The organism is Halomonas daqiaonensis, assembly GCF_900109725.1.
Taxonomy (GTDB): domain Bacteria; phylum Pseudomonadota; class Gammaproteobacteria; order Pseudomonadales; family Halomonadaceae; genus Halomonas; species Halomonas daqiaonensis.
On record NZ_FOBC01000004.1, the window covers coordinates 14316 to 38622 of the forward strand.

Annotated in this window: 23 protein-coding genes; 9 read left to right on the forward strand and 14 right to left on the reverse strand. The window is 62.7% G+C overall.

Going from position 1 to position 24307, the window contains the following annotated elements:
* Nucleotides 1–205 precede the first annotated feature (205 nt).
* The 8 genes from BMY30_RS03920 to BMY30_RS03955 all read left to right on the forward strand — a co-directional run bounded on the left by BMY30_RS03920 (nucleotide 206) and on the right by BMY30_RS03955 (nucleotide 8183).
* A complete protein-coding gene (locus tag BMY30_RS03920; RefSeq protein WP_089710822.1) occupies nucleotides 206–706 on the forward strand; it encodes a cupredoxin domain-containing protein in 501 nt (166 codons plus the stop codon).
* A 9-nt stretch (nucleotides 707–715) separates the two neighbouring features.
* Nucleotides 716–1381 (forward strand): response regulator, encoded by a 666-nt coding sequence (locus BMY30_RS03925; RefSeq protein WP_089710824.1) that lies wholly within the window; start codon nucleotides 716–718, stop codon nucleotides 1379–1381.
* Nucleotides 1362–2696, forward strand: a complete 1335-nt coding sequence (locus BMY30_RS03930; protein ID WP_089710825.1) for an ATP-binding protein — start codon at nucleotides 1362–1364, stop codon at nucleotides 2694–2696. Before BMY30_RS03925 ends, BMY30_RS03930 begins: the two co-directional genes overlap by 20 nt.
* Before the next feature lie 71 nt (nucleotides 2697–2767).
* Entirely contained in the window at nucleotides 2768–4567 is a 1800-nt protein-coding gene (locus tag BMY30_RS03935; protein ID WP_089710827.1) for a copper resistance system multicopper oxidase, read from the forward strand.
* Nucleotides 4568–4576: 9 nt separating this feature from the next.
* Nucleotides 4577–5347: a copper resistance protein B gene (locus tag BMY30_RS03940; RefSeq protein ID WP_089710830.1), complete on the forward strand. Its 771-nt coding sequence runs from the start codon at nucleotides 4577–4579 to the stop codon at nucleotides 5345–5347.
* Between the two features lie 215 nt (nucleotides 5348–5562).
* Entirely contained in the window at nucleotides 5563–6372 is an 810-nt protein-coding gene (gene lgt, locus BMY30_RS03945; protein ID WP_089710831.1) for a prolipoprotein diacylglyceryl transferase, read from the forward strand.
* A gap of 76 nt (nucleotides 6373–6448) precedes the next feature.
* Nucleotides 6449–6790 (forward strand): hypothetical protein, encoded by a 342-nt coding sequence (locus BMY30_RS03950; RefSeq protein WP_089710833.1) that lies wholly within the window; start codon nucleotides 6449–6451, stop codon nucleotides 6788–6790.
* 64 nt (nucleotides 6791–6854) lie between these two features.
* Nucleotides 6855–8183 carry an APC family permease gene (locus BMY30_RS03955; RefSeq protein ID WP_089710835.1) on the forward strand — a complete coding sequence of 443 codons (1329 nt, stop codon included), beginning with the start codon at nucleotides 6855–6857 and terminating at the stop codon, nucleotides 8181–8183.
* A 70-nt stretch (nucleotides 8184–8253) separates the two neighbouring features.
* On the opposite strand, the gene BMY30_RS03960 is transcribed toward BMY30_RS03955, so the two are convergent.
* From BMY30_RS03960 to BMY30_RS04000, 8 genes are read right to left on the reverse strand one after another with little or no spacing between them, the layout of a single operon-like run.
* Nucleotides 8254–9618 (reverse strand): NADH-quinone oxidoreductase subunit N, encoded by a 1365-nt coding sequence (locus BMY30_RS03960; protein WP_089710838.1) that lies wholly within the window; start codon nucleotides 9616–9618, stop codon nucleotides 8254–8256.
* Nucleotides 9618–11087, reverse strand: coding sequence for a complex I subunit 4 family protein (locus BMY30_RS03965; protein WP_089710840.1), 1470 nt, complete (start codon nucleotides 11085–11087; stop codon nucleotides 9618–9620). Before BMY30_RS03965 ends, BMY30_RS03960 begins: the two co-directional genes overlap by 1 nt.
* Before the next feature lie 15 nt (nucleotides 11088–11102).
* Nucleotides 11103–13001 carry an NADH-quinone oxidoreductase subunit 5 family protein gene (locus BMY30_RS03970; protein WP_089710842.1) on the reverse strand — a complete coding sequence of 633 codons (1899 nt, stop codon included), beginning with the start codon at nucleotides 12999–13001 and terminating at the stop codon, nucleotides 11103–11105.
* Entirely contained in the window at nucleotides 12998–13309 is a 312-nt protein-coding gene (gene nuoK / locus BMY30_RS03975; protein WP_089710844.1) for an NADH-quinone oxidoreductase subunit NuoK, read from the reverse strand. The genes BMY30_RS03970 and nuoK overlap by 4 nt, the downstream gene beginning before the upstream one ends.
* Complete coding sequence (locus tag BMY30_RS03980) at nucleotides 13306–13857, reverse strand: NADH-quinone oxidoreductase subunit J family protein (protein ID WP_089710846.1); 552 nt, start codon at nucleotides 13855–13857, stop codon at nucleotides 13306–13308. Before BMY30_RS03980 ends, nuoK begins: the two co-directional genes overlap by 4 nt.
* A complete protein-coding gene (locus BMY30_RS03985) occupies nucleotides 13857–14753 on the reverse strand; it encodes a complex I subunit 1/NuoH family protein (protein ID WP_089710848.1) in 897 nt (298 codons plus the stop codon). Before BMY30_RS03985 ends, BMY30_RS03980 begins: the two co-directional genes overlap by 1 nt.
* Nucleotides 14750–16576 (reverse strand): NADH-quinone oxidoreductase subunit D-related protein, encoded by a 1827-nt coding sequence (locus BMY30_RS18100; RefSeq protein WP_244516115.1) that lies wholly within the window; start codon nucleotides 16574–16576, stop codon nucleotides 14750–14752. Before BMY30_RS18100 ends, BMY30_RS03985 begins: the two co-directional genes overlap by 4 nt.
* Nucleotides 16576–16938 (reverse strand): NADH-quinone oxidoreductase subunit A, encoded by a 363-nt coding sequence (locus tag BMY30_RS04000; RefSeq protein ID WP_089710850.1) that lies wholly within the window; start codon nucleotides 16936–16938, stop codon nucleotides 16576–16578. Before BMY30_RS04000 ends, BMY30_RS18100 begins: the two co-directional genes overlap by 1 nt.
* A 174-nt stretch (nucleotides 16939–17112) precedes the next feature.
* Between BMY30_RS04000 and BMY30_RS04005 the strand changes: the two genes are divergently transcribed.
* Nucleotides 17113–18390 (forward strand): ATP-grasp domain-containing protein, encoded by a 1278-nt coding sequence (locus BMY30_RS04005; protein WP_089710852.1) that lies wholly within the window; start codon nucleotides 17113–17115, stop codon nucleotides 18388–18390.
* 23 nt (nucleotides 18391–18413) lie between these two features.
* Here the strand turns inward: BMY30_RS04005 and BMY30_RS04010 are convergent, their stop codons facing one another.
* The 6 genes from BMY30_RS04010 to BMY30_RS04035 all read right to left on the reverse strand — a co-directional run bounded on the left by BMY30_RS04010 (nucleotide 18414) and on the right by BMY30_RS04035 (nucleotide 24247).
* Nucleotides 18414–18674, reverse strand: coding sequence for a DUF2933 domain-containing protein (locus BMY30_RS04010; protein WP_089710854.1), 261 nt, complete (start codon nucleotides 18672–18674; stop codon nucleotides 18414–18416).
* Between the two features lie 47 nt (nucleotides 18675–18721).
* Complete coding sequence (locus BMY30_RS04015) at nucleotides 18722–21001, reverse strand: heavy metal translocating P-type ATPase (protein ID WP_089710856.1); 2280 nt, start codon at nucleotides 20999–21001, stop codon at nucleotides 18722–18724.
* Between the two features lie 76 nt (nucleotides 21002–21077).
* Nucleotides 21078–21701, reverse strand: coding sequence for a Spy/CpxP family protein refolding chaperone (locus tag BMY30_RS04020; RefSeq protein WP_089710858.1), 624 nt, complete (start codon nucleotides 21699–21701; stop codon nucleotides 21078–21080).
* Nucleotides 21702–21873: 172 nt separating this feature from the next.
* Nucleotides 21874–22332 (reverse strand): ATPase, encoded by a 459-nt coding sequence (locus BMY30_RS04025; RefSeq protein WP_089710859.1) that lies wholly within the window; start codon nucleotides 22330–22332, stop codon nucleotides 21874–21876.
* A 330-nt stretch (nucleotides 22333–22662) separates the two neighbouring features.
* Nucleotides 22663–23187, reverse strand: a complete 525-nt coding sequence (locus tag BMY30_RS04030) for an invasion associated locus B family protein (protein WP_089710861.1) — start codon at nucleotides 23185–23187, stop codon at nucleotides 22663–22665.
* 169 nt (nucleotides 23188–23356) lie between these two features.
* Complete coding sequence (locus BMY30_RS04035) at nucleotides 23357–24247, reverse strand: LysR family transcriptional regulator (RefSeq protein ID WP_089710863.1); 891 nt, start codon at nucleotides 24245–24247, stop codon at nucleotides 23357–23359.
* Between the last annotated feature and the right edge of the window lie 60 nt (nucleotides 24248–24307).

A 24307-nucleotide genomic window follows, 5' to 3' on the forward strand; every position in this document is an offset into this window, starting at 1 on the left:
TCCTCTCATCTTGCCGATGGTAGAGACGCGATCTTCCCCGATTGGAGAAGACGAGACTAACTTCAGCTATTAGCTTACAACCTATGGGGCATAGTCATGTCAAGGCGTTTGGTCAAGTGAAACCCTTTTGACCGGGTTCAGTCTCATTTCAGGTTGTTGCGTTACAACCGTTTCTACCCTGATACGACACGAAGAGGTACCCTTGATGCGCAAGACTCTATTGGCTCTGGCTTTGGGCCTGACCACGACGGCTGCTTTCGCTGGCCCTGGTCACGGGGGCTCCCAACCTTCGGTGAGCGATGCCGACATCGATCGCACCATTCGCTTCGAGGCGGGCGACATGTGGTTCGATCCCGAGAGGATCGAGGTGGCGCCGGGCGAGACCATTCGCTTCGAGATTACCAACGTCGGTAATGTCGAGCACGAGTTCGTCATCGGCGATGCCAAGGCCCAGGAGGCGCATCGCGAGATGATGCGGGCGATGGGCGGCAGCCACGGCGACGGTCATGGAGGACATGGTCATGGTGGTCACGACATGGCCGAGGGGGAGCAAGGTGGCGAGATGCCTGCCGTGACCATCGCGCCCGGTGAAACCGCCGAGCTCGTGTGGACTGCCCCCCAAGGCGTCGGGGACCTGGAGTATGCCTGCAATATCCCGGGCCACTACGAGGCCGGCATGTACGGTAACTTTGTTAGGCAGGGATGATTCTCCCGCATGAAACTGTTGCTGCTCGAGGATGACGACCTGCTCGCCGAGAGCCTGGACGAGTGCCTGAAGGACAGCGGTTACCGTGTCGACCTGGCGACATCGTTGAGCGTGGCCAGGTCTCTCATGGCAACCGAGCACTATGAACTCGCGATCCTCGATCTTGGCCTTCCCGACGGTTCCGGGCTGGATCTCCTCAAGCAGTGGCGCAAGGACGGCCTGGACCTGCCGGTGCTGATTCTTACCGCGCGCGACACCTGGGAAGACAAGGTGGTTGGCCTGGAAGGCGGTGCAGATGACTACCTGACGAAGCCCTTCCACGAAGCCGAGCTCATCGCCAGGGTGATGGCACTGCTGCGCCGAAAGTCCGGCCATCTGTCCGCGGAGCTGACCGTGGGCGGCGTCTCGCTGGATGAGGCGAATCAGTGTGTCCGCATCGATGACGGCACCTGGCACACCCTGACCGGCACCGAATTCCTGCTACTGCGCTACTTCATGCACCACCCGGGGCATGTCCTCTCCAAGGATCAATTGCTCAACCAGCTTTACGCCTTGGATCAGGATGCTGCGGCATCCAACCTAATCGAGGTATATATCGCACGGTTGAGGCGCCATGTGGGCAAATCGACCATCCAGACACGGCGCGGCCAGGGCTATGTCTTCGTTGCGCATTGATCGGCGCAGCCTGCGCATCCGCTTGCTGGCCTGGTTATCGGGTATTGCTCTGGTCGTAGCCGGGATGACGTGGCTGCTGCACGGCATCCTGCTCGAGGATCTGGCACGCGACTTCCTCGGCGCGCGTCTCGAGCGTGAGGCCGACCATGCTGTCGAGCAACTGCGGTACGATCACCTCTCCACCGCCGCGGTGCTGAATTCGGCTAGCCGTGGCTTCCAGGTCTTTCATCACCTCTACGTGCTGCGGATCGGCGATGAGACCTCGGCCTCTGATCCTCACTGGCAAGCGATGCTGACCTCCATACTCGATGAGTCGGACGAAGCGCTCGTCGAGGTGCGGGAAGGACAGCAGCATCTGCTGGTCTACCGGCGGCCCTTCTCGATCGAGGGCGAGGGTGGTGTCCTGCTGATCGGCGAGGATTTCTCCCAGGTCGAGGCGGGGCTCCACCGTCTTCACTGGTGGGTCGGCGGCATTGCCACGACCCTGCTGGTGCTGCTGGTGGCGCTCAATCTGCTGGCGGTGAACCGTGGCCTGGTGCCCCTTTCCCGGTTGCGCGACCAGTTGGGCGAGCTGCGAACGGGTGAGCGTGAGCGACTCTCACTGGACGTGCCCTCCGAGCTGGACAGCCTGGTCGTTCAGCTCAATCGTTTCATGGATGAGATCGACACTCGGCTGCAGCGCTCCCGCGACTCGGTGGCCAACCTCTCTCACGCCTTGAAGACGCCGTTGGCGGCGGTGACCCAGATACTACGTGGCTCTCGCCCCATCGATGCCACGCGTCGGCAGCGGCTGGTGGCGCGTCTGGAAGAGGTACATGCCCAATTGGACGCCGAGCTGCGACATTCGAGAATCGCCGGGCCTCACGCCGGCCGGATGTCCGAGTTGAGCCGCGACGGCTCTCGGCTGGTCGAGATGTTCCGCGCCCTCTACCCCGATAAGCGCTTCCACCTGAGCCTGCCGGATCAGCCTGATCAGCGTATCCCGGTCGAGTCGCAGGACCTTTCCGAGATCCTCGGTATCGTGCTGGACAACGCCGGCAAGTGGGCCACCCGAGAGGTTCACTGCCGGTTGTGTCTGGACGATCGCCTCACTCTCGTCGTCGATGACGATGGACCAGGAGTGCCCGAGGCGGAGCTTCCCCTTCTCGGCCAGCGCGGCCGCCGCCTGGACGAGGGCCGTCCCGGCTATGGCCTGGGCCTGTCTATCCTCGATCAGTTGCTGACGCGATACGCCGGGCGGGTTCGGTACTCGCTGAGCCCGCTCGGCGGCCTGCGGGTGGAGATCACGGTCCCGATCGATGAATGTGTGCCATGAGCCTCTATGTTCAGCCGTGATTCAGCTTGACCCGTCAATATGCTGCGACCAGACATTGACGGGAATCACACATGGCAAGATCCAGAGTCATCACGCATCCGCTGTCGCGCCGGCAGATCCTCAAAGGTGGCTCGGCACTGGGGCTAGGTTCGGCGGCTGCCCTTGGCTTGCGTCCAAGCTGGGCGAATCCCTGGGGTCAGAGCAATGTCTATTCCAAGGGAGTCGAGGAAGGTCCTGAGGTGGCGCTCGCCATCCGTCGCGAGTCGATTCCTATCGCGGGCCAGCAAGCCCGCCCGATCAGCATCAACGGTACCAGCCCGGGGCCGTTGATTCGCCTCAAGGAAGGCCAGGATGCCGTACTGCGGGTGACCAACCTCCTTGACGAGCCCACCTCCATCCATTGGCACGGCCTGATCCTGCCGCCGGAGATGGACGGCGTGCCTGGGGTGAGTTTCCCTGGCATCGCGCCGGGCGAGACCTTCACCTACCGCTTCCCGGTCCGCCAGAACGGTACCTACTGGTATCACAGTCACTCCGGCCTGCAGGAGCAGCTTGGCCATGCCGGGCCGCTGATCATCGATGCCGCCGATCGTGAGCCGTTCCGCTATGACCGTGAGCATGTGCTGCTGCTCACCGACTGGACCTTCGAGGAGCCGACGTCAGTCTTCCGCAACCTGAAGACCGCCGAGGGTTACTACAACTTCCAGGAACGCACCATCGCCGATTTCTTCGCCGACGTGCGAGAGAAGGGCTTCGACGCTACCGCCGAGATGCGCGGGATGTGGGCGAAGATGCGCATGAGCTCGCGCGATATCGCCGACGTGACCGGCAGCACCTACACCTACCTGCTCAATGGTCATTCGCCCGAGGAGAACTGGACCGCCCTGTTCAAGGCCGGTGAGCGAGTTCGCCTTCGGGTGATCAATGGCTCGGCTATGTCCTACTTCGACATGCGCATCCCCGGGTTGAAGATGACCGTGGTGGCCGCCGACGGCCAACCGGTACAACCGGTTCCCGTCGACGAGTTTCGCATCGGGGTGGCCGAGACCTATGACGTCCTGGTCGCACCCGAAGACGATACGGCCTACACCATCTTCGCCGAAGCCATGGATCGCAGCGGCTACGCCCGAGCCACTCTCGCGCCTCGCGAAGGGATGGCCGGGGAAATCCCCGAGCGTCGCCAGATCGCCGATCGTGGCATGGAGGCCATGGCAGCCCATGGGATGGAAGGCATGGCAGACATGGCAGGCATGGATCACTCCAACATGCAGGGCATGGATGACGCCGGCATGGCAGGCATGGACCACTCCAGCATGTCGGGTATGGATCATTCCGGCATGGCGGGCATGTCGGATGAACGCAGCAATATGAATGCCAACGGCATGCTGGCGGCGGGCACAGCGCAACCAGGCTCTCGCTACGATCAGGCCGGCATAGGAATCGACCCGAGCGAGCGCCGGATGTTGGTCTACCGGGACCTCAAGGCCTTTACCCCCTGGCCGGACCGCCGTGAGCCTGAGCGCGAGCTGGAGCTGCACCTCACCGGCAATATGGAGCGTTACATCTGGTCCTTCGACGGCAAGAAGTTCAGCGAAGTGACGGGACCCATTCACATCAACAAGGACGAGCGCCTGCGCCTGATCCTGATCAACGACACCATGATGGAACATCCCATCCACCTCCACGGCATGTGGATGGAGCTGGAGAACGGCCAGGGCGAGCTGATTCCTCGCAAGCACACCCTGAACGTCAAGCCGGGGGAGCGCGTCTCGGCGCTGATCACCGCAGACGCCGAGGGCAGTTGGGCATTCCACTGTCACCTGCTCTACCACATGGACGCCGGCATGTTCCGTGTCGTCAAGGTCTCGTAAGGAGAAGGCATGACTACCAGAATCCCGATGACCGCTGCCGTTGCACTGCTGGCCCTGACAACGCTCTCCGCTGCCCAGGCGGAGGACGGCTATGATGCCCCGGCCAGCTGGCCGTCACCGGTCGTGGAACACAACATGGGGATGGCGCTGTTCGACCGGCTCGAATATGCCGTACCCGACAAAGGCGAAGAGGCCTTGGTCTGGGACTTCCAGGCCTGGTATGGCGGTGACGTCAACCGTATCTACCTCAAATCCGAAGGCGAGAACGTCCAGGGTGACGGCGAGGATGCCGAGTTCGAGTCGCTGGAGCTGCTTTACAGCCGGCTGGTTGCCGATTTCTGGGAGCTTCAGGGCGGCATCGGCTATCAGGGAGGAGTCTTCTCGGACGATCACACCGAGCGTACCTATGGGGTGATCGGCCTGCAGGGGGTGATGCCCTACGGTATCGAGACCGACGTGGCAATGCAGGTCAGCGACGAAGGTGACGTCTCGGCGAGTTTCGAGGGCGAGTATGACCTTCGACTGACGCAACGCCTCTACCTGCAGCCACGCACCGAAATTGCCGTGGCCGCGAGTGACGTCGAGGAGTTCGGCGTCGGCGAGGGGCTCAATTCGGTGCGAGTCGGCATGCGCCTGGGCTACGAGGTGACCCGTCGGTTTGCTCCCTACCTGGGGGCCTACTGGGAAAAGCAATACGGGGATACCGCCGACCTCTCGCGTGCCGACGGTGATGCCACCGAAGATACCGGTGTCGTGGCGGGAGTGAGGTTGATGTTCTGAGCCTAATCGACTCGCTTCGAGGCTAGCCGCTACCGATAAGTGACTTTTTCGGTTGAGCAGTTCCGTGCGCGGCCATTGACCAGGATCAATGGTCGATCAGGCTGGATTCAGGGTGGTTTCAGCTAGGAAGGCCAGACTGACCGTGATCCGGAACCCTTCACGGGGTTCGAAGGGCTAGGCCAACGTCGCCGATCAGAGGCCACGAGGAGCATGTCATGATTCCGTACCCCCAAATCGATCCCGTGGCATTTTCCCTGGGCCCTGTGCAGCTTCATTGGTATGGCCTGATGTACGTGGTGGGGCTGACGGCCGCCTGGTGGCTTGGGCGGCGGCGAGCGCACCATCTCGGCCTGACCCACGACGATATCGACGACCTGATCTTCTATGCCGCCTTGGGCATCGTCATCGGTGGCCGTCTGGGCTATGTGCTGTTCTATGGAATCGACCAGCTGCTGACCAACCCCTTGTGGCTTTTCAGGGTCTGGGACGGAGGCATGAGCTTCCATGGGGGCCTTGCCGGCGTACTGGTCGCCGCGTGGCTGTTCGCTCGGCGCCACCGTCTGGCCTACCTTCAACTGACTGATTTCATCGCGCCGCTGGTGCCGATCGGCCTGGGGGCGGGGCGCCTCGGCAACTTCATCAATCACGAGTTGCCGGGGAGGGTCAGCGAAGTGCCCTGGGCGATGATCTTCCCGCCCATGATGGGATTGGGTCCGGAGCCGCGTCATCCATCAGCGCTCTACGAGTTTGCCCTGGAGGGTGTGGTGCTGTTTACCGTGCTGTGGTGGCTGTCACGGAAACCGCAAGCGCAAGGCCTTATCTCGGGACTGTTCCTGCTTCTGTACGGTACCTTCCGCTTCATCGTGGAGTTCGTGCGCTTGCCCGATCCTCAGTTGGGCTTCATCGCCTTCGGTTGGCTCACCATGGGGCAACTGTTGACGTTGCCAATGTTGGCAGCAGGAGCGCTCCTGGTCATCGGTGCACATCGTAGCCAGCGAATCATGGTGGCTTCATCGGGTCGTTGAGTGCGGCAAGTGCCATGCGAGACATGGCGATAATATTGGGAAAGCGTTAACGATATTGCACTTTACGGAGGTTGTGATGAAACAACATCGAGAGCACCGCTTGGGCGTCACCGAAACTACCCTGGTGAACCGGCACTTGAAGCTTGATTCCAGCGACCTTGATGCAATTGAAGCGGCTGTTTCGGATATTGATGAGCTCTTCGGCATCGACAGTGTTTCGTTCGATGGCAAGAAGCGGAAGCTGCACCTGGCCTATGATGCCTCACGACTCTGTCTCGACTGTGTTGAAGAAATTCTGGAAAAACATGCTGTTGAAATCAGCCGTGATTGGTGGAACCGTTTCAAGGAAGAGCATTACCGATTTGTCGATCAGAATGTCAAGGACAATGCCAAGATAGAACCCTGGAGCTGCCACTGATGTTTACAGCCTAGAATTTCGACTATGGTGCGGCAAAATTCGTTTCAGAGTGACGAGGAAGTCAATGGATAGGACGCCACAGTACAGGAAGGATAGCCTTTCTCTTGTCGGTGCAATTGCTTTAGGTACCGGCGTCATGATAGGCGCTGGCATCTTTGCCTTGACAGGGCAGATGGCCGAGATGACGGGAGCGCTTTTCCCGTTAGCTTTCTTGTCAGCGGCGCTCATTGTCTCCTTCAGTGCCTACTCCTATGTGAAGATGTCCAATGCTTATCCGTCCGCTGGTGGTATCGGCATGTACCTCCAAAAGGCGTATGGGCCGACACTTACCACAGCGTTTCATGCGCTCTTGATGTATTTTTCCATGGTGATCGCCCAAAGCTTCCTGGCGAGAACCTTTGGCTCCTACACGCTTGAACTTTTCGATGTAGAAGACAGGTCTCTGTTCGTTCCATTATTGGGCGTTGCTCTGCTGATTTCAGCATTCTTGATCAACCTTTCTGCCAACAAGTTGATCCAGGGGGTTGCGTCAGCACTCGGGTTCATCAAGATTGGCGGAATTATCCTGTTTGGGGTCGTCGGTGTCATGGTGGCTGACTCCGTCGGCATGGAAACCTCCGCATCTGCTCCTGGGGGATCGCTTTCAGGCTTCCTGGGTGCGACCGCGTTGGGGATTCTCGCCTTCAAGGGGTTCACGACGATCACCAACAGTGGTTCGGAGATAAAGGACCCCCATCGCAACGTCGGCAGGGCGATCATGATATCGATCGCGCTTTGCGTCGTGATCTATGCGTTGGTGGGATTTGCAGTGGCGAGCAACCTGTCTCTGACGGAAATCATCGAAACACAAGATTATTCCCTTGCGGCGGCTGCGCGGCCGGCTCTTGGAGAGGCCGCCGTCTGGTTCACCGTCATTCTTGCCATGCTGGCCACTGCGGGAGGCATCATTGCCAGTATATTCGCGGTCTCACGGATGTTGGCAATGCTCACGGAGATGGGGCTGGTACCCCATCGCCATTTCCACATGCCAGGCAGCATCCAGAAGCACACTCTGGTCTATACGGTCGTGCTTGGCCTGATCTTGACGGCATTCTTCGATCTCAGCCGTATTGCTGCGCTTGGCATCATTTTCTATCTGGTCATGGATATTGCCATCCATTGGGGAGTGTTGCGCCATCTTCGTAAGGAGGTCGGGGCCAATTCAGTCGTTCTGGGGGTTGCGATATTTCTGGATGTCGTCGTGCTGGCAGGCTTCCTTTGGGTGAAAGCGACGACAGATCCCCTGGTGCTGATCGTTGCAGCGGTTGTCATGGCGGCTATCTTGCTTGCCGAACGACTCTTCCTGACCCGTAAAGGGAAATCGAGCTTAAGCGAAAATACGCATTCTCATTGAGACCGCCGACCCCAGAAGTCCCGACAGCCCACGAGCTCCATGATCCCGGATGTTTTGATAGCGGGTCCGATCACGTCACCAGTCCCGCGAGGAAGAACTGGGCGGCCAGGCCGATGATCAGCGTAGCGGCAAAGGTGATCATCACCACGATGCCGGGCCATGTGCCCGGTGCAACGGTTGCCGTCTCCGTCGGCCGGTACATCGGCACGACGATGCGCAGATACACCGCGAGCGAGAGCACGCTGTTGGCGATCGCCACGACGGCCAGCCAGGTGAACTGGACATCGATGGCGGCGGCGAAGAGCAGGAACTTGCCGACGAAGCCGGCAAGTGGCGGGATGCCGACCAGCGAGAGCAGGAAGATCACCATGGCGATCCCCATCAGCACCCGTGCGCGCCCCAACCCGCTGAACGCGTCCAGAGTTCGCCCGGTCGCGGCGGCGATGGCGAAGGCGCCAAGATTCATGGCCGCGTAGGCCCCGGCGAACAGGATGATCGACGGCAAGGCGAGTTCACTGGAGCCCACCGCTACTATGCCCAGAAGGAAATAACCGGATTGGGCGATCGACGAGTAGGCGAGCAGTCGGATGACGTTGTCCTGCACCAGCGCGGCGAGATAGCCATAGGTCATGCTCAGCACGGCCAGGCCTGCCATGACGCCCGGCCAGCCACTGTCCACGGGCAGGTCGCGCACCACCTGGGCTAGCGCGAACAGGGCACCGACCTTGGGCACCACGGACAGGTAGGCGGCAATCGACAGCGGCGCGCCCTCGTAGGCGTCGGGTGCCCAGAAATGGAACGGAACCAGTGACGCCTTGTAGCCGAGGCCGACCACGACGGCCACCAGCCCGAGGATGGCGGCCAGCGGCATCGCGTCCATGCGCGCCAGATCGGCGAGCAGCGTGGAACCGGTGGCCCCGAACCAGTAGCTGAGCCCGAAGATCATGACCGCGCCGGCCACCGAGCCGAACACGAAGAACTTCATGGCGGCCTCGGTGGCCGGGTCGTCGTCCGGATAGGCGACCAGCGCGAAGGTGGCCAGGCTGGTGAGCAGCGTCCCCAGGACCAGGAACATCGCATCGCCCGCCCCGGCCAGCACCAGCGCGCCGAAGGTCGCCAGGCACATCAGGCTGTAGACCGTGCCCTCGCGTGCGGTGCCAGCGACGTCGTTTCGTGCCAGCAGCAGAGACAGTACGGTGGCCGGCAACAGAATCAGCTTTGCCCAGAGGCTCAGCGCGTCGATCCGGAAGCTTCCGCCGAACACGGTGGTGTCCGTGCCGAGCAAGGATGCCGTCAAGCCCGTGGCGACGAGCAAGCCCGCGGCGGCGACGGCCAGCGAGATTCGAGGTCGGCGCAGCATTTCCGCGATCAGTGCGCCGACGGCCGTCAACAGGACGGCGATCTCGGGAATCAGTAATGCGAGGTCATGGCCCATTACAGCACCAACGACGAGGTGGTCCGGTGAATGACGTCAAGCACCCAGGACGGTGCCAAGCCGGTGGCGATGGTGAGTACCAGGAGCGGCGCAACGGCCAGCAATTCTCGCGCACTCAGGTCCGGCATGGCATGCCACCGTTGCTGGGGTTCGCCGAGGAAGGTTTCGCGGATCGCCTTGAGAAAGGTGCCGGCAATGATGGCAATGCCCAGCACCACGACAACCGCGGCGGGAGCGCCACCCAGGGTACCCAGGAATATCTGGAACTCGGCCGGAAAGTGCGCCAGCCCCGGCAGGCCCAGGGAGGCGAAGGCCGCCACTATGAATGACCAGCCAAGCAGCGGGACCGTCTTCAGCAGGCCGCCGAACGCGCCCATTTCACGGCTATGGGCGCGTTCCTGAATCATGCCCACCAGGAAGAACAGGGCGCCGGTGACCAGGCCGTGGCTGAACATCTGCAGCACCGCGCCATCCAGGGCGACGGTACGCACCGAGGGGTCCAGCGTCAGGGCGGCGACGGCGACGCCGACGATCACATAGCCCATGTGGTTGATCGAGGTATAGGCCACAAGACGCTTGAGATCCGTCTGCGCCAGGGCGGCAAAGGCCCCGTAGAGCGCGCTGAAAACGCCGAAGACCAGGACAACGACGCCGGCTTCGCGGAACGCCTCGGGGGTCATTTGCAGGGCAAAGCGGACCAGCCCGTAGGTGCCGAACTTCAGCATGATGCCGGCCAGGATGACGCTGCCGACCGTTGGGGCCTGGACGTGGGCGGCGGGCAACCAGGTGTGGAGCGGCACGGCAGGGATCTTGACCGCGAAGGTAATCAGCATGGCGATCAACGCCCACATGGCCGCTGCTCCCTCCAGGGGCGGATTGGCGATCCAGGCACGCATGTCGAAGCTGGGCTCGGGGCTACCGAGGTAAAGCCCCAGAATGGCGAGTAACAATGGCAGGCTGCCGAGCAGGGTGTAGAGGAAGAACATCAGCGCCGCGCGTTGCCGGTCCTCATGTCCCCATCCGGCGATCATGAAGTACATCGATACCAGGGAGACCTCGAAGAATACATAGAACAGGATACCGTCGAGGGCGGTGAAGGTGCCGATTGCCGTGGTTTCGAGAAGCAGGACCAGGACGACGTAGGCGCGCGGGCGTTCGCGAAGCGATGATGCGTAGATGAACGCCACCAGGAACATCACCGCGCTCAGAAGCACCAGCGGCAGGCTGACGCCGTCGACACCGACCCGGTAGGCGGCACCGATGGCCGGGATCCATTCCAGCTCTTCGACCTGGGAAAAGCCCGTGCCACTCACTCCCTCCAGCCACATGGCCAGGGCACCGGCCAGGGTCAGGACGGCGGTGCCAATGCCGATGCCGTGAACGGTCCGCGCTGTGGGTCTCGGCAGGCACAGGATCAGGATGGCGCCGACAAGTGGCAAGAACAGGGTAATGGAGACGAGTGGTAGCATGGGCAGGGCTGTCCTCTAGAAACTCAATGAAGCCAAAATCAGCATGACCAGTATTACGGCGGTGACCACGGCGCTGATGGCGAGACTATGGTGAATCAGGCCGCTTTGCAGGGCGCGAGCGCGACCTCCCCAGGCGCGCACGCTGGCGACCAGGGCGAAGATCAGGCCGTCGATACGGCGCTCATCGCCGACACGTACTAGGTGCGCGATGGCCAGGTTGGCACGGCCGGCACCCAGCACGGCCCCATACAGGCCTTGTTCCAGGCGTTCGAAGCCCCGCGCGATGGTGAGGCCCCGACGGCCGACATGAAGCGCAGCCGCATAGAGGCGATCTTCCAGACCTTCACAGCCACGGGAAACCGCCATTACCGGCCTCCCCACCACGGTCGTAAGCCCTCCCGCGACCGTAAGCCCCGATTGCGCCCACGGGTGCACAGGGCCAAGCAGGCGCCGAGCGGGCACCAGCCAGCCCAGCGCAAGGCCGCCCACTGCAGCGAGGAGCCCGAGCAGCACGGCCCATGTCCCTTCGGCTTCAGGGGCGGGCAGGGCGAGGAGGGCCTCGATGGGGCCAAAGGCCAGGCCCAGGGCAGTGGCCGGAATTGCCAGCCCCCATACGCCCATACCCATCCAGCCGGCACCGGCCACCGGCCGGGTTCCGCCAGCGCCGCGCCACAGCAGGCGCAGAGCCCGGGCCAGGTAGGCACCGGTCAGCAGCGTGCCGGCCAGTGCCAGCGGTACGAGCCAGGCGGCGCCAGGGGCGGACAGCGCGGCGGCGATTATCGCGTCCTTCGAGAAGAACCCGCTCAGCGGCGGGATGCCCGCCAGCGCCAATGCTGCCAGTGCAAAGCCGGCGAAGGTCCAGGGCCTGATGCGGCCAACGCTCTCCAACCGATCGAACCCGGTACCGCCACGTGCATGCTGGAAATCGCCGGCGGCGAGAAACAGGGCACTCTTGATGGCGGCATGGGCGACTAGATGCAGCAGCGCGGCCAGCGGTACACCGGCGCCGATCGCAATCAGCATCAGGCCATATTGACTGGCGGTAGACGCGGCCAGCAGGCGCTTGAGGTCGCGCTCGGTGAGAGCGACCAGGCCTGTCCCCACCGTGGTAATGCCGCCCACCAGCCCGATGGCGAGGAGGACCTCCGGCGCCAGCAGCGGCGTCACGCGGATCAGCAGGATGGCGCCCGCAGCCACCAGCGTGGCCGAGTGAAGCAGCGCCGAGACCGGTGTGGGGCCCGCCATGGCGCGCATGAGCCAGTCCTGCAAGGGTACCTGGGCGGACTTGCCCATGGCGGCCAGCAGCAATAACAGCCCGGCGGCAACCGCTACGCTTCCGTCGATATTCAGGGTGGCGGCGATCTCGCTGGTGCCCGCCGACCCGATGAGGATGAATACTGCGATGTACAGGCCGAGATCGGCGCTGCGGGTATACAGGAAGGCGCGGCTGGCGGCATCCGCGACCCCGGGCCGCTGGAACCAGAAACCGATCAGCAGATAGCTGCATAGCCCGATCAGTTCCCAGGCGGCCAGCAGCAGAATCCAGTCCCCGGCCATCACCAGGGCCTGCATTGCGGCGAGAAACAGGGACATCATGGCATAGAAGCGCGGCAGACCGGATTCCCGCTTCATATAGCCGACCGAGTGGATCAGTACGAAGGTTCCCACCGTGGCGACCATCACAGTGAGCAGCGCCGTCAACGGCTCGGCAGTCAGCCGCAAGGGCATATCCGGCAGGCCCGGAAGAAGCAGCGTCTGGGCCTGGCCGTCGGCGACCTTCTCCATGAGCCGAAGGCTCACCGCCAGGCTGAGCGTGGCCCCGCCCAGGGCCAGAGCGGGTGCCATGCGTCGCAGCACCAGAATCGCTACGGCCGCGAGCAGGGGGAACACTACCGGCAGCGCTACCTCGTTCATCCTTTCAGGTCCCCCGCTTCCTCCATCTCGACCGAGCCCTTGGCCCGGAAACGCGCGATTGCGATGCCAAAGCCGACCGCCATCTCCACTGCCATGACCGTCATCACCACCAGCACGAACATCTGCCCGGCGTAGTTCTCGGGATGCAGGAAGCGCCAGAAGGCCACCAGGTTCACCAGGGCGCCCGCCAGAATCAGTTCCACACCCATCATGATCATGACGAGGTTGGTCTGTGACAGCGCACCATAGAGGCCGACACCGAAAAGGATGGCGCCGGTCAGCAGCGCCACGATCAGGACCGGGGTCATCTTGAGGCCTCCTTGTCGTTCTCGTTCTTGTCGTCGTTACGGGCCGGCTCGCGCACCGGAATAGCGACTGCCGTGGCCGCGATCATCGCGGTGAGGATGGTGACGGCGGCGGTTTCGAAGATCAGCATCGACCGCCCCAGCATCTCGATGCCCAGCTCCCGCGTCTGCATTGCCGCATCCGGCGCCTCGGCTGTCACGGGACCCCAGTCGGACATAAGCGCCACCGCGAAGGCGGCGCCGGCGGCAATCACCCCGGCGCCGATCGAGAAGCGTTTCTGGTGGCTCATGTCCATGCCCCCAAGCCCACCGGGATCCATCATGAACATCACCATGAAGATGGCCATGATGCTCATTTCGGTGGCCATCATCATAATTTGCAGTACGCCCAGGAATTCGCTCTGCATGGCCAGGAACATGCAGCCGATCGCAGCCTGAGAGAACAGCAGCGCCAGCGCGGAACGCACCATGGACGCAGTCCGGAACACCGCCACGCCGAAGCCGATCGCGGCCAGGCCGAACACGGCGACAAAAAAGGCCTGTAAAGACATCAAGGCACCACCAGGATCATCAATCCGACGATGAGGATATTGAGCAGCGCCAGGGGAATCCCCAGCTTCCAGCACCAGCCCAACAGATCTGCCTCGCGGATGCGCGGGAGATAGTGGCCGGCCAGCAGCATCGCCACGGCCACGGTCAGGATCTTGATCAGGCTCCACGCCCAGGGCGGCAAGAGGGGGCCGTGCCAGCCGCCGAGATAGAACACCGTGGTCGCGGCGGCCAGGGTGATCACCAGCACCAGCCGCGCCAGCCGTAGCACCGCCAGGCGCACACCCGTGTATTCGGCGTCCACGCCTCCCGCCAGTTCCCCCGGGGCGGTCGGCAGGTCAAAGGGCGCTCGAAACGCCAGCGCCATGGCGGCGATGAAGAACAGCACGAAGCCGAGCGGCTGGTAGATGATGTTCCACAAGCCGGCCTGGGAGGTGACGATGGTGCTGGTCAGCAGGGACTCGGCGCGCATGGCCACGGCCGTGATGGGCATTACGACAAGCATGGCGTAGGCGATCAGCTGCCCCAGGAAGCGCCAGCCGCCGACCATGGCGTAGGCGCCGTTCGGGCCCCAGCCGGCCATGATCAGCGCAACCAGTACATAGGCCAGCGCGGCGTTGACGAACAGGGCGCCGGTGGCCAGGTCCGCGATGATCAGTCCCGGTGCCAGGGGCAGGACCGCGGCGCCCAGCACCGCCACCACCAGCAACAGCACCGGCGCAGTCTCGAAGAACAGCCGGTCGGGTTTGCGCGGCAGGATGGACTCCCGGCCCAGGTGCGACAGGCCCGCAAGCAGTGGCGCGGCGGGGCGCAGGCGGCCGGTCGTAAGCCAGGCCTCGATCACGGCAAGCAGCCAGGCGCTGCCAAGCAGGGCGAGCAACACCACGGCGATGGTCACGAGCTCACCTCCCAGGGCGAGAGATCAAGCGACCCGACCGCCACCAGGGCGTCGCCCAGCTCCTGGCCTTCGACGAGGTTCGCGACCAGGCCGATATTGTGGTTGCAGGCGGTGTCCAGCTGGAACGATATCACCTGGCCATGCTCCAGGGTCAGGCGCAAATCGGCGCGTCCGCGCGGCGTTTCCACGCTGGCTTCCCCCGTCCCGGATGCACCGCCGATATCGCGCAGGATGGGCAGTCGAGGCTCCCCGGCCGCCTCGATGAGGTCGAGGCTGGCGGTGATCTCGCCAAGTCGTTGCCGCAGGCGTGCCCACGCATCTCCGCCCTCGCCGGTGCGTGTCTCGAAACCGAGCTCGCGATAGATGGCATCCGTCTGGCGGACGTCTTCGGCGCTGCTCGCGGCGCGTGCCACCGGGCCCCGAAGGTCGTAGGAATCGACCGGCAGGGTGCCGATTCCTTTCAAGCGGGCCTTGAGCAAGGGCGTGCGTTCGAGCCGAGCGGTCAGCGCTCGCAATGCCGGTCGCAGAGCGACAAGCTGCTCCCGAGTGGCGCATCGGCTATCCAATTGCAGGGTCGTAGCGCGACGCGTCAGCCAGGCGAAGCCGAGCTGGCGCCCCAACAGGACAAGCCAGCCCAGATGACTGGCGATGCGCTCGCGCTCGAGGGCGCTGACGCAGGCACGGGCGGTCGCGGTGTCTTCCTCCAGGCCTGCCGCCTGCTCGATGGCCCGGCAGGCCAACAGCCGGTAGCTCAATGGCGCCAATGGCATTGCTGTCGTCAGGCGCTCGACGAAGGTCTCGGCAGCGATTTCCTTAGTGGCGGCGCTCATGCCCACGAGGGACGTTGCTTGCCCTTCGGCGACCCCGTCGCCGTCGAGCGTCAGCATCAACTTCAGCCCACCCGGCAGGCCGGGGAAGCAGGGACCGAACGGCACCTCGAGCCAGTCCATTGCCAAGCCATCGGCACTGCGGGGGAGGTCCTTGGTGACTTCGACCATGGACATGAATCCTGAAGCACCGTGGTCGTGCCCGGCATGGTCGTGGCCTCCATGATCATGCTCGTGGTGCTCGTGACCATGGCAGTGTTCGTGGTCATGGTCCTGATGATGCTCATGATCGTGACCATGAGGGTGCTCGTGCTCATGGTCTTGATGATGTTCATGGTGGTTCTGGTGCTCATGATGATCGTGATCATGCCCATGGTGGTGTTCATGATTGTGGTGTTCATGATCATGATGATGGTCATGCTCCGGAGGCGTTTCTTCTTCGTCCTTGTCGCCCCCGGCCTCACGGGCCACCAGATCCATGCCGCATTTGTGGCAGCTGCCCGGCTCCTCCTCGACCACTTCCGGGTGCATGGGACAGACATACTCCGTCCTGGTTTGCAGGACTGGAGCATCGAAATCCTCGGGCGAGGCCGCGAAGGCGCCTTCGGCCAGCACCCGCTGCAGCCGATCGGTCGCGTCGATCAGCTCGGCTTGCGAGAGACCCGCGGCGACATCGGCCTGTGGAAAGGATGAGGGTGCCGGTCCACCCAGCACGAGAATGGCGCGCGGCCGGGGCATCTGCGCATAGAGTACCGCCGTTGCCTCGTCCAGTTTCCGTGACAGCTCACCGATGACCAGGAGCACGTTCGCGTCGCGCGGCGTGGCGGCGAAGCGCATGCCTGCCGCCACCACGTCCAGGCTATGCACCAGGGCCACTTCCGGCCCAGGGACGATCAGGCAGCTGAGGTTGCGCGCCAGGGCCCGACCAACCAGCCTCTGCACGATGGAAGGGCGCCCCTTGCGCGCGCCTGCAAGGGTCGTTGCCGCCTCAGACATCACTGCCGCCTCAGAGCGCCCTGGCTCCATCCGTAGAGCAGGCCGAGAAAGAGAATGGCAAGGAACACGCCCATGTCGACCAGGGCGACCAGCCCAATTTCCTTATACACCACGGCCCATGGATACATGTACGCCATCTCCATATCGAAGGCCAGGAACAGCAATGCGTAGCCGTAGTATCGTGCGTGATAGCGCCCCCACACTGGGTCCCGCGACAGCACCCCGGCGCTCGCCGGCACGTCCTTGCCCGGCTCACCGCGTGTCGAACCCATGCTGCGGGCCAGGCCGTACAGGCACAGCACCACTCCTACGGTACCCAGCGCCAGGCCTAATAGCAGAACATATTGCTGCGTAGCGCTCATGATGAGCTACCTCTGTTACACGTCCGTGGTATCTGATCCGCTATTTCAACATGGCCGTTGGCAAACCAGAAGTCGGAATGTTTGACGCATATTCAATGGTAGAGCAATGCTGCTCAAGTTGAGCGGTATGCGCAGTCGCTGTAGGTCAGCGTCAATGGAATCAGGGGTTATCTCTTGCAAAAAACTGGCGATTTTCCAGAAAAGACAGAAGCAGAAAGACTGAACCAGCAATGTTCCTGCGTTACTCTCAATCGGCAAGCAATTACCCGGGCTCTCGCCGATCAGCTGGGCGATGATGCCGAGGAGATCCTGACTAACCCGAACTGGCATCAGCTCTTCTCGAATGTGGCTGTCTTCGTTCCTCCCCAGGACCTGGATCAAATGCGGGACATTGTTCAAGCCCTGGAAGCCGCTGCCGCGCTCCCCGCTTATCAACGACAGGTACTGTCCTGGGCCCCGCAAAGTGCGCAGTTCAGCCCCGGCCCAGTGGGTGCGTTCATGGGCTACGATTTCCATCTTGGCAAAGAGGGGCCACACCTCATCGAGATCAATACCAATGCCGGAGGTGCGTTCCTCAACGCCATGCTGGCACGGGCGCAATTGCAGTGTTGCGGTGATGCCACGAGTGCGGCCGGGGCCGGCGACTTCGATGCCGCCGTGATAGCCCAGTTCGAGAGTGAATGGCTCGCCCAGCGTGGCAGTGGGCGTCCAGAGAGGATAGCGATCGTCGATGATCAGCCTGGCGAGCAATACCTCTACCCTGAATTCAGGCTGGCGCAGCAGTCATTACGACGCCAGGGTATCGATGCCGTTATACTCTCGCCCTCTGATTTTCATTATGGGTCAGGCACGCTATACGGCGGCGGCAAGCGAGTCGATCTGGTTTACAATCGCCTGGTGGATTTTGGGCTCGAAGCGTCAGAACATGCTGCCTTGCGGTCTGCCTGGTTGGGTGGGGGTGCGGTCATAACCCCTAACCCCCATGCACATGCACTGTTCGCAGACAAACGTAACCTGGCGGTGTTGTCAGATCACGAGACCCTCTCGACCTGGGGGTTGAGCCCGGGAAATGCCGAATTGCTTCGCTCTGGTATTCCTCCCACCGTACAGGTCAACGCTGATAATGCTGATGTTCTCTGGCAACAGCGACGGCAGTGGTTCTTCAAGCCTGTCGCAGGCCATGGCAGCAAGGGCGTGTATCGGGGCAGCAAACTCACCAAAAATACATATTCTAGAATTCTGGAAAGCGATTATATCGCCCAAGCCTATGTTCCCCCATCCGAGCGCCTGGTTTTCGTTGACGGTGAGCGGGAAATGCTCAAGGTCGACGTGCGACTGTATACCTACCGCGGCGATTTGTTCCTGGCAGCGGCAAGGCTCTATCGGGGGCAAACCACCAATTTTCGTACGCCAGGCGGTGGATTCGCGCCTGTCCTCCTGATGGAAGATTGACTATCAAAAGGTGTGATCTTCTCTTATTCATCACGATCACGCTCATGGTGCCCGACATGCCGATGCATCAGGAGATGCATGCCTAAGCAGAGTGCCAGGGGTAGCACCAGCCAGGCGCCGCTGCTCAATGATTGCCCGCGCCACATGAAAAACAGCACGGCGCTTCCCATCAGCACCATGCAGGCGGTCATCATCCATTTATGCAGAGCCCCGGCATGGGGTGACGGCTGACCTTGTGATTCGGCCTCTTCCGATGAGTGTTTGGTGGAATCTGGCTGTGTCATGAATGGCCCCCTTTGGCTTGGGACTGGGTCGATTGGGCCGGAGTGGATTACTCGCCTCCGGGTTGCTCACGAGCATAACGCCGCTTGAGCAGCAGCGAGTTGCCGATCACCGAGAGGGAGCTGGTGGTCATGGCGATGACGCCGATCATCGGGTGCAACAGGCCGATGGCGGCGATGGGAATGGCCGCCACGTTATAGGCGCTGGCCCAGATCAGGTTCTGGACGATCTTGCCGAAAGTGGCGCGAGAGAGGTGCATGGCGTCCACCACGGCGGTGAGCTCGCCGCGCACCAGAGTTACATCCGCCGCCTCGATGGCCACGTCGGCCCCGGCGCCGATGGCGATACCCACGTTGGCTTGCTTTAGCGCCGCGGCGTCGTTGATGCCATCGCCGACCATGGCCACGTGGTTGCCGTGCTTTTCCTGCAGCGCGCGGATGGCATCGACCTTGCCCTCCGGCAACACCCCGGCCTGGACCTCGTCGATGCCCACTTCATCGGCCACGGCGCGGGCGGCACGTTCGTTGTCGCCGGTGATCATCACCACATGCAGGCCGAGCTCATGCATACCGCGGATGGCTTCCACCGATTCCTGCTTGAGGGTATCGGCCACGGCGACCAGCCCCAGGGCCTGTCCGTCGACGGCGACGATCACCACGGTGCGACCCTTGTTCTCGAGCGCCTGCATGTCGTCGGCCAGGGCGTCGAGGCCGGTCACGCCTTCTTCTTCCAGCAACCGGCGATTACCGATCAGCACCGCTTCGTCACCCACCTTGCCCGAGACACCGCGCGCCCCGGTGGAGCGGAACTCGCTGACCTCGCCGGGTTTCACATCGCGCTCCCTGGCACCGTCGACGATGGCCCGGGCAATGGGGTGCTCTGAGGCGTTCTCCACACTCGCCGCCAGAGTCAGTAGGCGCGACTCCTCGACGCCTTCGGCGGGGACGGCTTCGGTGAGCTTGGGCTCGCCGCGGGTAATGGTGCCGGTCTTGTCGAGCACCATCACCTTGACGTCCTTGAAGGTCTGGATCGCCTCGCCGGAGCGGATCAGGATGCCGCGCTCGGCACCGATGCCGGAGCCGACCATCAGCGCGGTGGGGGTAGCCAGGCCCAGGGCGCAGGGGCAGGCGATGACCAGCACGGCGATGGCAGCAAGGATCGCCAGCACCGGCGTGGCGGCCTCGGGGTTCACCCAGGGCAGAAAGGTGGAGCCCCAGTCGAGGATCGGGCGCAGGGCATCCGGGAACACTGTCCAGGCAATCAGGCTGGCCAGGGCAATGGCCAGTACCGCGGGCACGAAGCGGCCGGTCATGCGATCGGCGAACTCCTGGATCGGCACCCGCGAGCCCTGGGCCTGGTCGATCAGGCGCACTACCTGGGAGAGGAAGGTATCGCCCCCGACTCGCGTGGCTTTCACACGCAGCCGCCCTTCCTTGTTGATGGTGGCACCGATCACGCTGTCACCGGTGCTCTTGTAGATCGGTATCGACTCGCCGGTGGCGATGGACTCGTCGAGATGGCTCTCGCCCTCGACAACCTCGCCATCGGTGGGGATCTTGTCGCCGGGCCGCACGATCATGATATCGCCGGGCGCCAGCTCCTTCACCGGCACCTCGACTTCTTCGCCACCGCGCTCCACGCGCGCCGTCTTGGCGCCCAGGGTCATCAGGCGGCGGATGGCCTGGGAGGCACGCCCCTTGGCCAGTGCCTCCAGGTAACGGCCGAGCAGGTGGAAGGTCATGATGGTGGCGGCCATCTCGATGAACGAGGTCATGGGGTAGACGAAGCCGACCAGGCCGATCAGGTAGGGCGGCAGGCTGCCCATGGAGATCAGCACATCCATGTTGAAGGTGCCGTTCTTCAGCGAGCGCCAGGTTGACTTGTGGGTGGCGATACCGCCATAGAGGAAAACCACCGGGAAGGCCAGCACGGCGATGATGGCGAGATACCCGGGGATCGGCTGCCAGAACATGTGCGGCATCATCAGCAGCATGATCAGGGTGGTGGGGACCGCTGCGATGATCAGCCGCTTGCGGGCCTGGGAGAGGTAGGCTTCCTCGATTTCGGCGTCGCTGTCGCTGTCCTCCGCCTCGTCGGTGGTCTGCACGGCGGCCACATCATAGCCGGCCCCCTCGACGGCTTCTTTCAGGGTGTCACCGTCGGGCCCGCTTGCCTCGATGGTCACGCTGACATGGTGGTTGGCGATATTGGTCTGGATATCGCCCACGCCATCGAGGCCTTCGAGCGTCTTGCGCACGATGCCGGCACAGTGGTCACTGCCCATGCCGGGAACCGTTAGGGTGATCGTGTTCAGAATCGAATCGCTCATCGTGTGCCTCTTGCTGGCCTCGCCGAGTGGACGGCCATGGTTGGCCGTCCTTTTGCCTGCTCAGTGACATTCCCGATCAGTGATGGGCATCGTGATCGTCGGGATCGACGTCACTCTCAGGTGTGGCCTGCTGAAGCTGCTGACGTTGTTCATCGGTCATGAGGTCATGCATGGCATTTCGCATGCGCACCATCTCGGCCATCATCTCGCCGTGAAGCTCGGCCATCTGGCCATGCAGGGTCTTGACCTCCTCGGGGTCCGGGCGTTGGCCATGCATCTCCGCCATCAGGTCATCGCGCAGATTCATCAGGCGCCCCATGCGTTCAAACTGTGCCGGACGGTGCTCCTGCATCAGCTCGCGCATCTCGTTGCGCTGCTTCGGCTCGAGCATCTCCTGCATCATGCCCATGCCGGCACCTCCCATCATCGGGCAGGGCATCATTCCGCCACTCATCATGCCGGGCCCCATACCCCCTTGGCCGCCACCCATCATGCCTTTCATCATGTCGGGCCCCATGCCGCCCTGGCTGCCACCCATCATGTCTTGCATCATGCCGCCTTGGCTGGAGCTGCCGCTCATCATGCCGCCTCCCGGACTGGACTGACTGTCCGACATGTCCTGGGCGAAGGCGACGCCGGTACCATTGGCACCGAGCGCAAGGACGAGTCCGAAGGCGAGAGTGTGCTTGCGAATTTCCATGATCGTTCTCCTGGTGAGCTGCCGGGCCACATTCAGGGCCCTTGCTTACATTATCTCGGCAATGTGTTGCACAGAGGTCAATATCCAGAACAGGTACCGACTCCCATCCTCCAAAGGCCTGGTTACTCCTGCCTCCCGGGAGACAGGATGATGGTCCCTGTTCATCACCTGGCTAGATTTCCCGGGCTCGGTTGATCTGCTGGGCCAGGCGCATCGACTCGTGTTCCTCCAGCTTCAAGAGCTCGCGAACCAGATCGCGCGCTTCAGGGATCTCGGCGCGGCCTTCCAGGTAGCGATAGAGCTCGAGGACCTGATCATGCAGCGCAAAGATTTCTCCGCAGATGTCGTCGAAACTCATCTCGGCATAAGGTGAACGGCACGCCTGGTGCGGGGTAATGGGGGAATGGGACAGGTAATCGTAGACCCAGGTGTGCAGGGCCTTCGGGTCGGCCTGTTTCTCGAAACCGGCGACGGTCTGTTCCATTGTTGCCTCGTGATCCGCAAGGTACTCCAGCAGCCACTTGGCCCGGCTTTCCTCCTGCCGGGTAGCACAGTGCTTCAGACACTCTGCCAGATGGCCATGCAGCCGCCGGGTCCAGTCGATCAGGTCGTGAAAGGTCTCGATCTTCATCCGACGTTCTCCATTGAGGAGTGTTCTACTCGAATTTGCCGTGAGCCGGGTCGGCGTCAGCCCTGTCTCTCATCCTCACTCGTCCCTCCCCGGGATCTCCTACTGCCGAAAGGGATTGTCCTCGTCGAGAGTCACGTTGTTCTCGGAGAGGACTCGCACTCGATCGAACAAGTCCTTTACAACATCGACCCTAGACGTAAAGGCTGAAATGAAACTGAATGAGCGATTCGAACGAATCTAGCTGGAGCGGTTGGCAGTGTCCGACAGGCCAAACGAGGAGAGCCCCGGCCAATGGCCGGGGCTCTCGTCAATGCGGGGCAGGGTCGAGCGTCAGGGCGCGATGCGCGCGCTGGCGTCGGTGAAGCCCATCAGGGAGATGTCCAGGTCCATGCGGTTGCCGCGCGGCCCGATCAGGCTGAGGGTCGCGCTGGTGCCGCTACGCAGTGCCTGGAGCAGTGAAGGCTCGAGCGGCACGTCGGCGCGGCAGCTCTGTTCCAGGCAGACCTGGTAGGGAAACTGGACCGGCTCGCCGTCGCCCACGCTAAGTTGCAGGCCCGCGGCGAGTCGCACGCCCAGCGGCAGCAGGAAGGTCATTGCCGGGCGCCCCTCGAGTTCGGGAGGGTAGCCCACGATCACCCGCATCAGGGGGTCGTTGCTGTTCGGGTTGGTGACCAGCTGGCTCATGGTGCAGGCGCCCTGGTTGCCTGCGGGCGGACAGATCACCTCCCAGTCCCGGAACTGTTCGGTGCGCACATCCGCTCCCGATGATGCTTGCTGGGCAACGGCATGGGAACCCAGGGTCAGCAGCGACAGCAGGGCGGTCATGCACAGGCGTCTTGCGAGGCGGTTCGACATGGAGTTTGTCTCCTTGGGTTGGGTGAACTGACTGGCGGAAATCTGGTTACCTCCAGGGTTCGCCTGATGGCGAATACTTAGTTGACCACCATGCCCGCTTGGGCTTTCGAGGTCGAGTCCGACGATACAGACCCATTGTCATCACCCGGCGTCATCGCTCCTCGCCACTCTAGCATTCCTCCTGTTCCCTGAGGTGATCCATCACGTGCTGCCGCATGGCGGCCGCTGCCGGGGAGAGGCTCACGCCCGCTCTGCACAACAAGCCGATCTGGCGCACCAGAAGGGGTTCGGCAAGAGGCACAAAACACAACCGCGCATGCTCTTCCTGGAAGGCCAGGCGGGGCAGGGTAGTGATGCCGATGCCGGCCTCGAGCATCGCCGTCAGCGAAATCATGTTGGAGATGAACAGCGAACTGTGCCTGACCAGCTCAGCGGCCGGTGAGCCGACGAGCAGACGCGAGGTACCGTTGCGGATCAGGGTATATCCCGACAGCTCACGCCAGTGCAGGTGGTCGCGTCCGGCCAGGGGATGATCGTCCCGACACACCACACCGATCTCATCATGCAGCAGCGGGGTGGACTCCAGCGCCTCCTGGGGCTGCCAGAGGCTAGTGATCCCCAGCTCCACCTCTCCCTTTATTACCATTTGAGCCACCAGCTCCGAGTGACCGTCCTGCAGGCTGATCTCGATCCCCGGGTACTCGCTAACGAAGCTTGTCAGGATCCCGGGCATCAGCCGGCTGGCCACCGAGGGCACCGCCGCGATATCCACCCGGCCGGCCTGATGACTGGCCATGGCCTGGGTATCGTGGCTCACGCGATCGTGGTGGGCGACCAGTTCGCGAAAGCGCGGCAGGCACCATTGGCCGAAGGGTGTCAGCAGCGCCTTGCCATTGCCCTTCTCGAAGAGGGACTGTCCGAGGCGTTCCTCCAGGTCGCGGACCGCCATGGAGATCGCGGGCTGGCTGCGGTAAAGGTGCTTGGCAGCGGCATGGAACCCGCCCTGGTCGGTGATGGCCAGTACGCAGCGAAGCGGTTGGATCTTCAGTTCGGGCAGCATGGTAAGTCTTCCTGATCATTTTATCTGATTTATTGATTATTCTTATCTTGGCCACTCTCC

Coding starts and splice junctions, on each gene's coding strand:
- BMY30_RS03920 (WP_089710822.1), top strand. CDS start 206: ATGCGCAAGACTCTATTGGCTCTGGCTTTGGGCCTGACCACGACGGCT.
- BMY30_RS03925 (WP_089710824.1), top strand. CDS start 716: ATGAAACTGTTGCTGCTCGAGGATGACGACCTGCTCGCCGAGAGCCTG.
- BMY30_RS03930 (WP_089710825.1), top strand. CDS start 1,362: ATGTCTTCGTTGCGCATTGATCGGCGCAGCCTGCGCATCCGCTTGCTG.
- BMY30_RS03935 (WP_089710827.1), top strand. CDS start 2,768: ATGGCAAGATCCAGAGTCATCACGCATCCGCTGTCGCGCCGGCAGATC.
- BMY30_RS03940 (WP_089710830.1), top strand. CDS start 4,577: ATGACTACCAGAATCCCGATGACCGCTGCCGTTGCACTGCTGGCCCTG.
- lgt (WP_089710831.1), top strand. CDS start 5,563: ATGATTCCGTACCCCCAAATCGATCCCGTGGCATTTTCCCTGGGCCCT.
- BMY30_RS03950 (WP_089710833.1), top strand. CDS start 6,449: ATGAAACAACATCGAGAGCACCGCTTGGGCGTCACCGAAACTACCCTG.
- BMY30_RS03955 (WP_089710835.1), top strand. CDS start 6,855: ATGGATAGGACGCCACAGTACAGGAAGGATAGCCTTTCTCTTGTCGGT.
- BMY30_RS03960 (WP_089710838.1), bottom strand. CDS start 9,618: ATGGGCCATGACCTCGCATTACTGATTCCCGAGATCGCCGTCCTGTTG.
- BMY30_RS03965 (WP_089710840.1), bottom strand. CDS start 11,087: ATGCTACCACTCGTCTCCATTACCCTGTTCTTGCCACTTGTCGGCGCC.
- BMY30_RS03970 (WP_089710842.1), bottom strand. CDS start 13,001: ATGAACGAGGTAGCGCTGCCGGTAGTGTTCCCCCTGCTCGCGGCCGTA.
- nuoK (WP_089710844.1), bottom strand. CDS start 13,309: ATGACCCCGGTCCTGATCGTGGCGCTGCTGACCGGCGCCATCCTTTTC.
- BMY30_RS03980 (WP_089710846.1), bottom strand. CDS start 13,857: ATGTCTTTACAGGCCTTTTTTGTCGCCGTGTTCGGCCTGGCCGCGATC.
- BMY30_RS18100 (WP_244516115.1), bottom strand. CDS start 16,576: ATGTCTGAGGCGGCAACGACCCTTGCAGGCGCGCGCAAGGGGCGCCCT.
- BMY30_RS04000 (WP_089710850.1), bottom strand. CDS start 16,938: ATGAGCGCTACGCAGCAATATGTTCTGCTATTAGGCCTGGCGCTGGGT.
- BMY30_RS04010 (WP_089710854.1), bottom strand. CDS start 18,674: ATGACACAGCCAGATTCCACCAAACACTCATCGGAAGAGGCCGAATCA.
- BMY30_RS04015 (WP_089710856.1), bottom strand. CDS start 21,001: ATGAGCGATTCGATTCTGAACACGATCACCCTAACGGTTCCCGGCATG.
- BMY30_RS04020 (WP_089710858.1), bottom strand. CDS start 21,701: ATGGAAATTCGCAAGCACACTCTCGCCTTCGGACTCGTCCTTGCGCTC.
- BMY30_RS04025 (WP_089710859.1), bottom strand. CDS start 22,332: ATGAAGATCGAGACCTTTCACGACCTGATCGACTGGACCCGGCGGCTG.
- BMY30_RS04030 (WP_089710861.1), bottom strand. CDS start 23,187: ATGTCGAACCGCCTCGCAAGACGCCTGTGCATGACCGCCCTGCTGTCG.
- BMY30_RS04035 (WP_089710863.1), bottom strand. CDS start 24,247: ATGCTGCCCGAACTGAAGATCCAACCGCTTCGCTGCGTACTGGCCATC.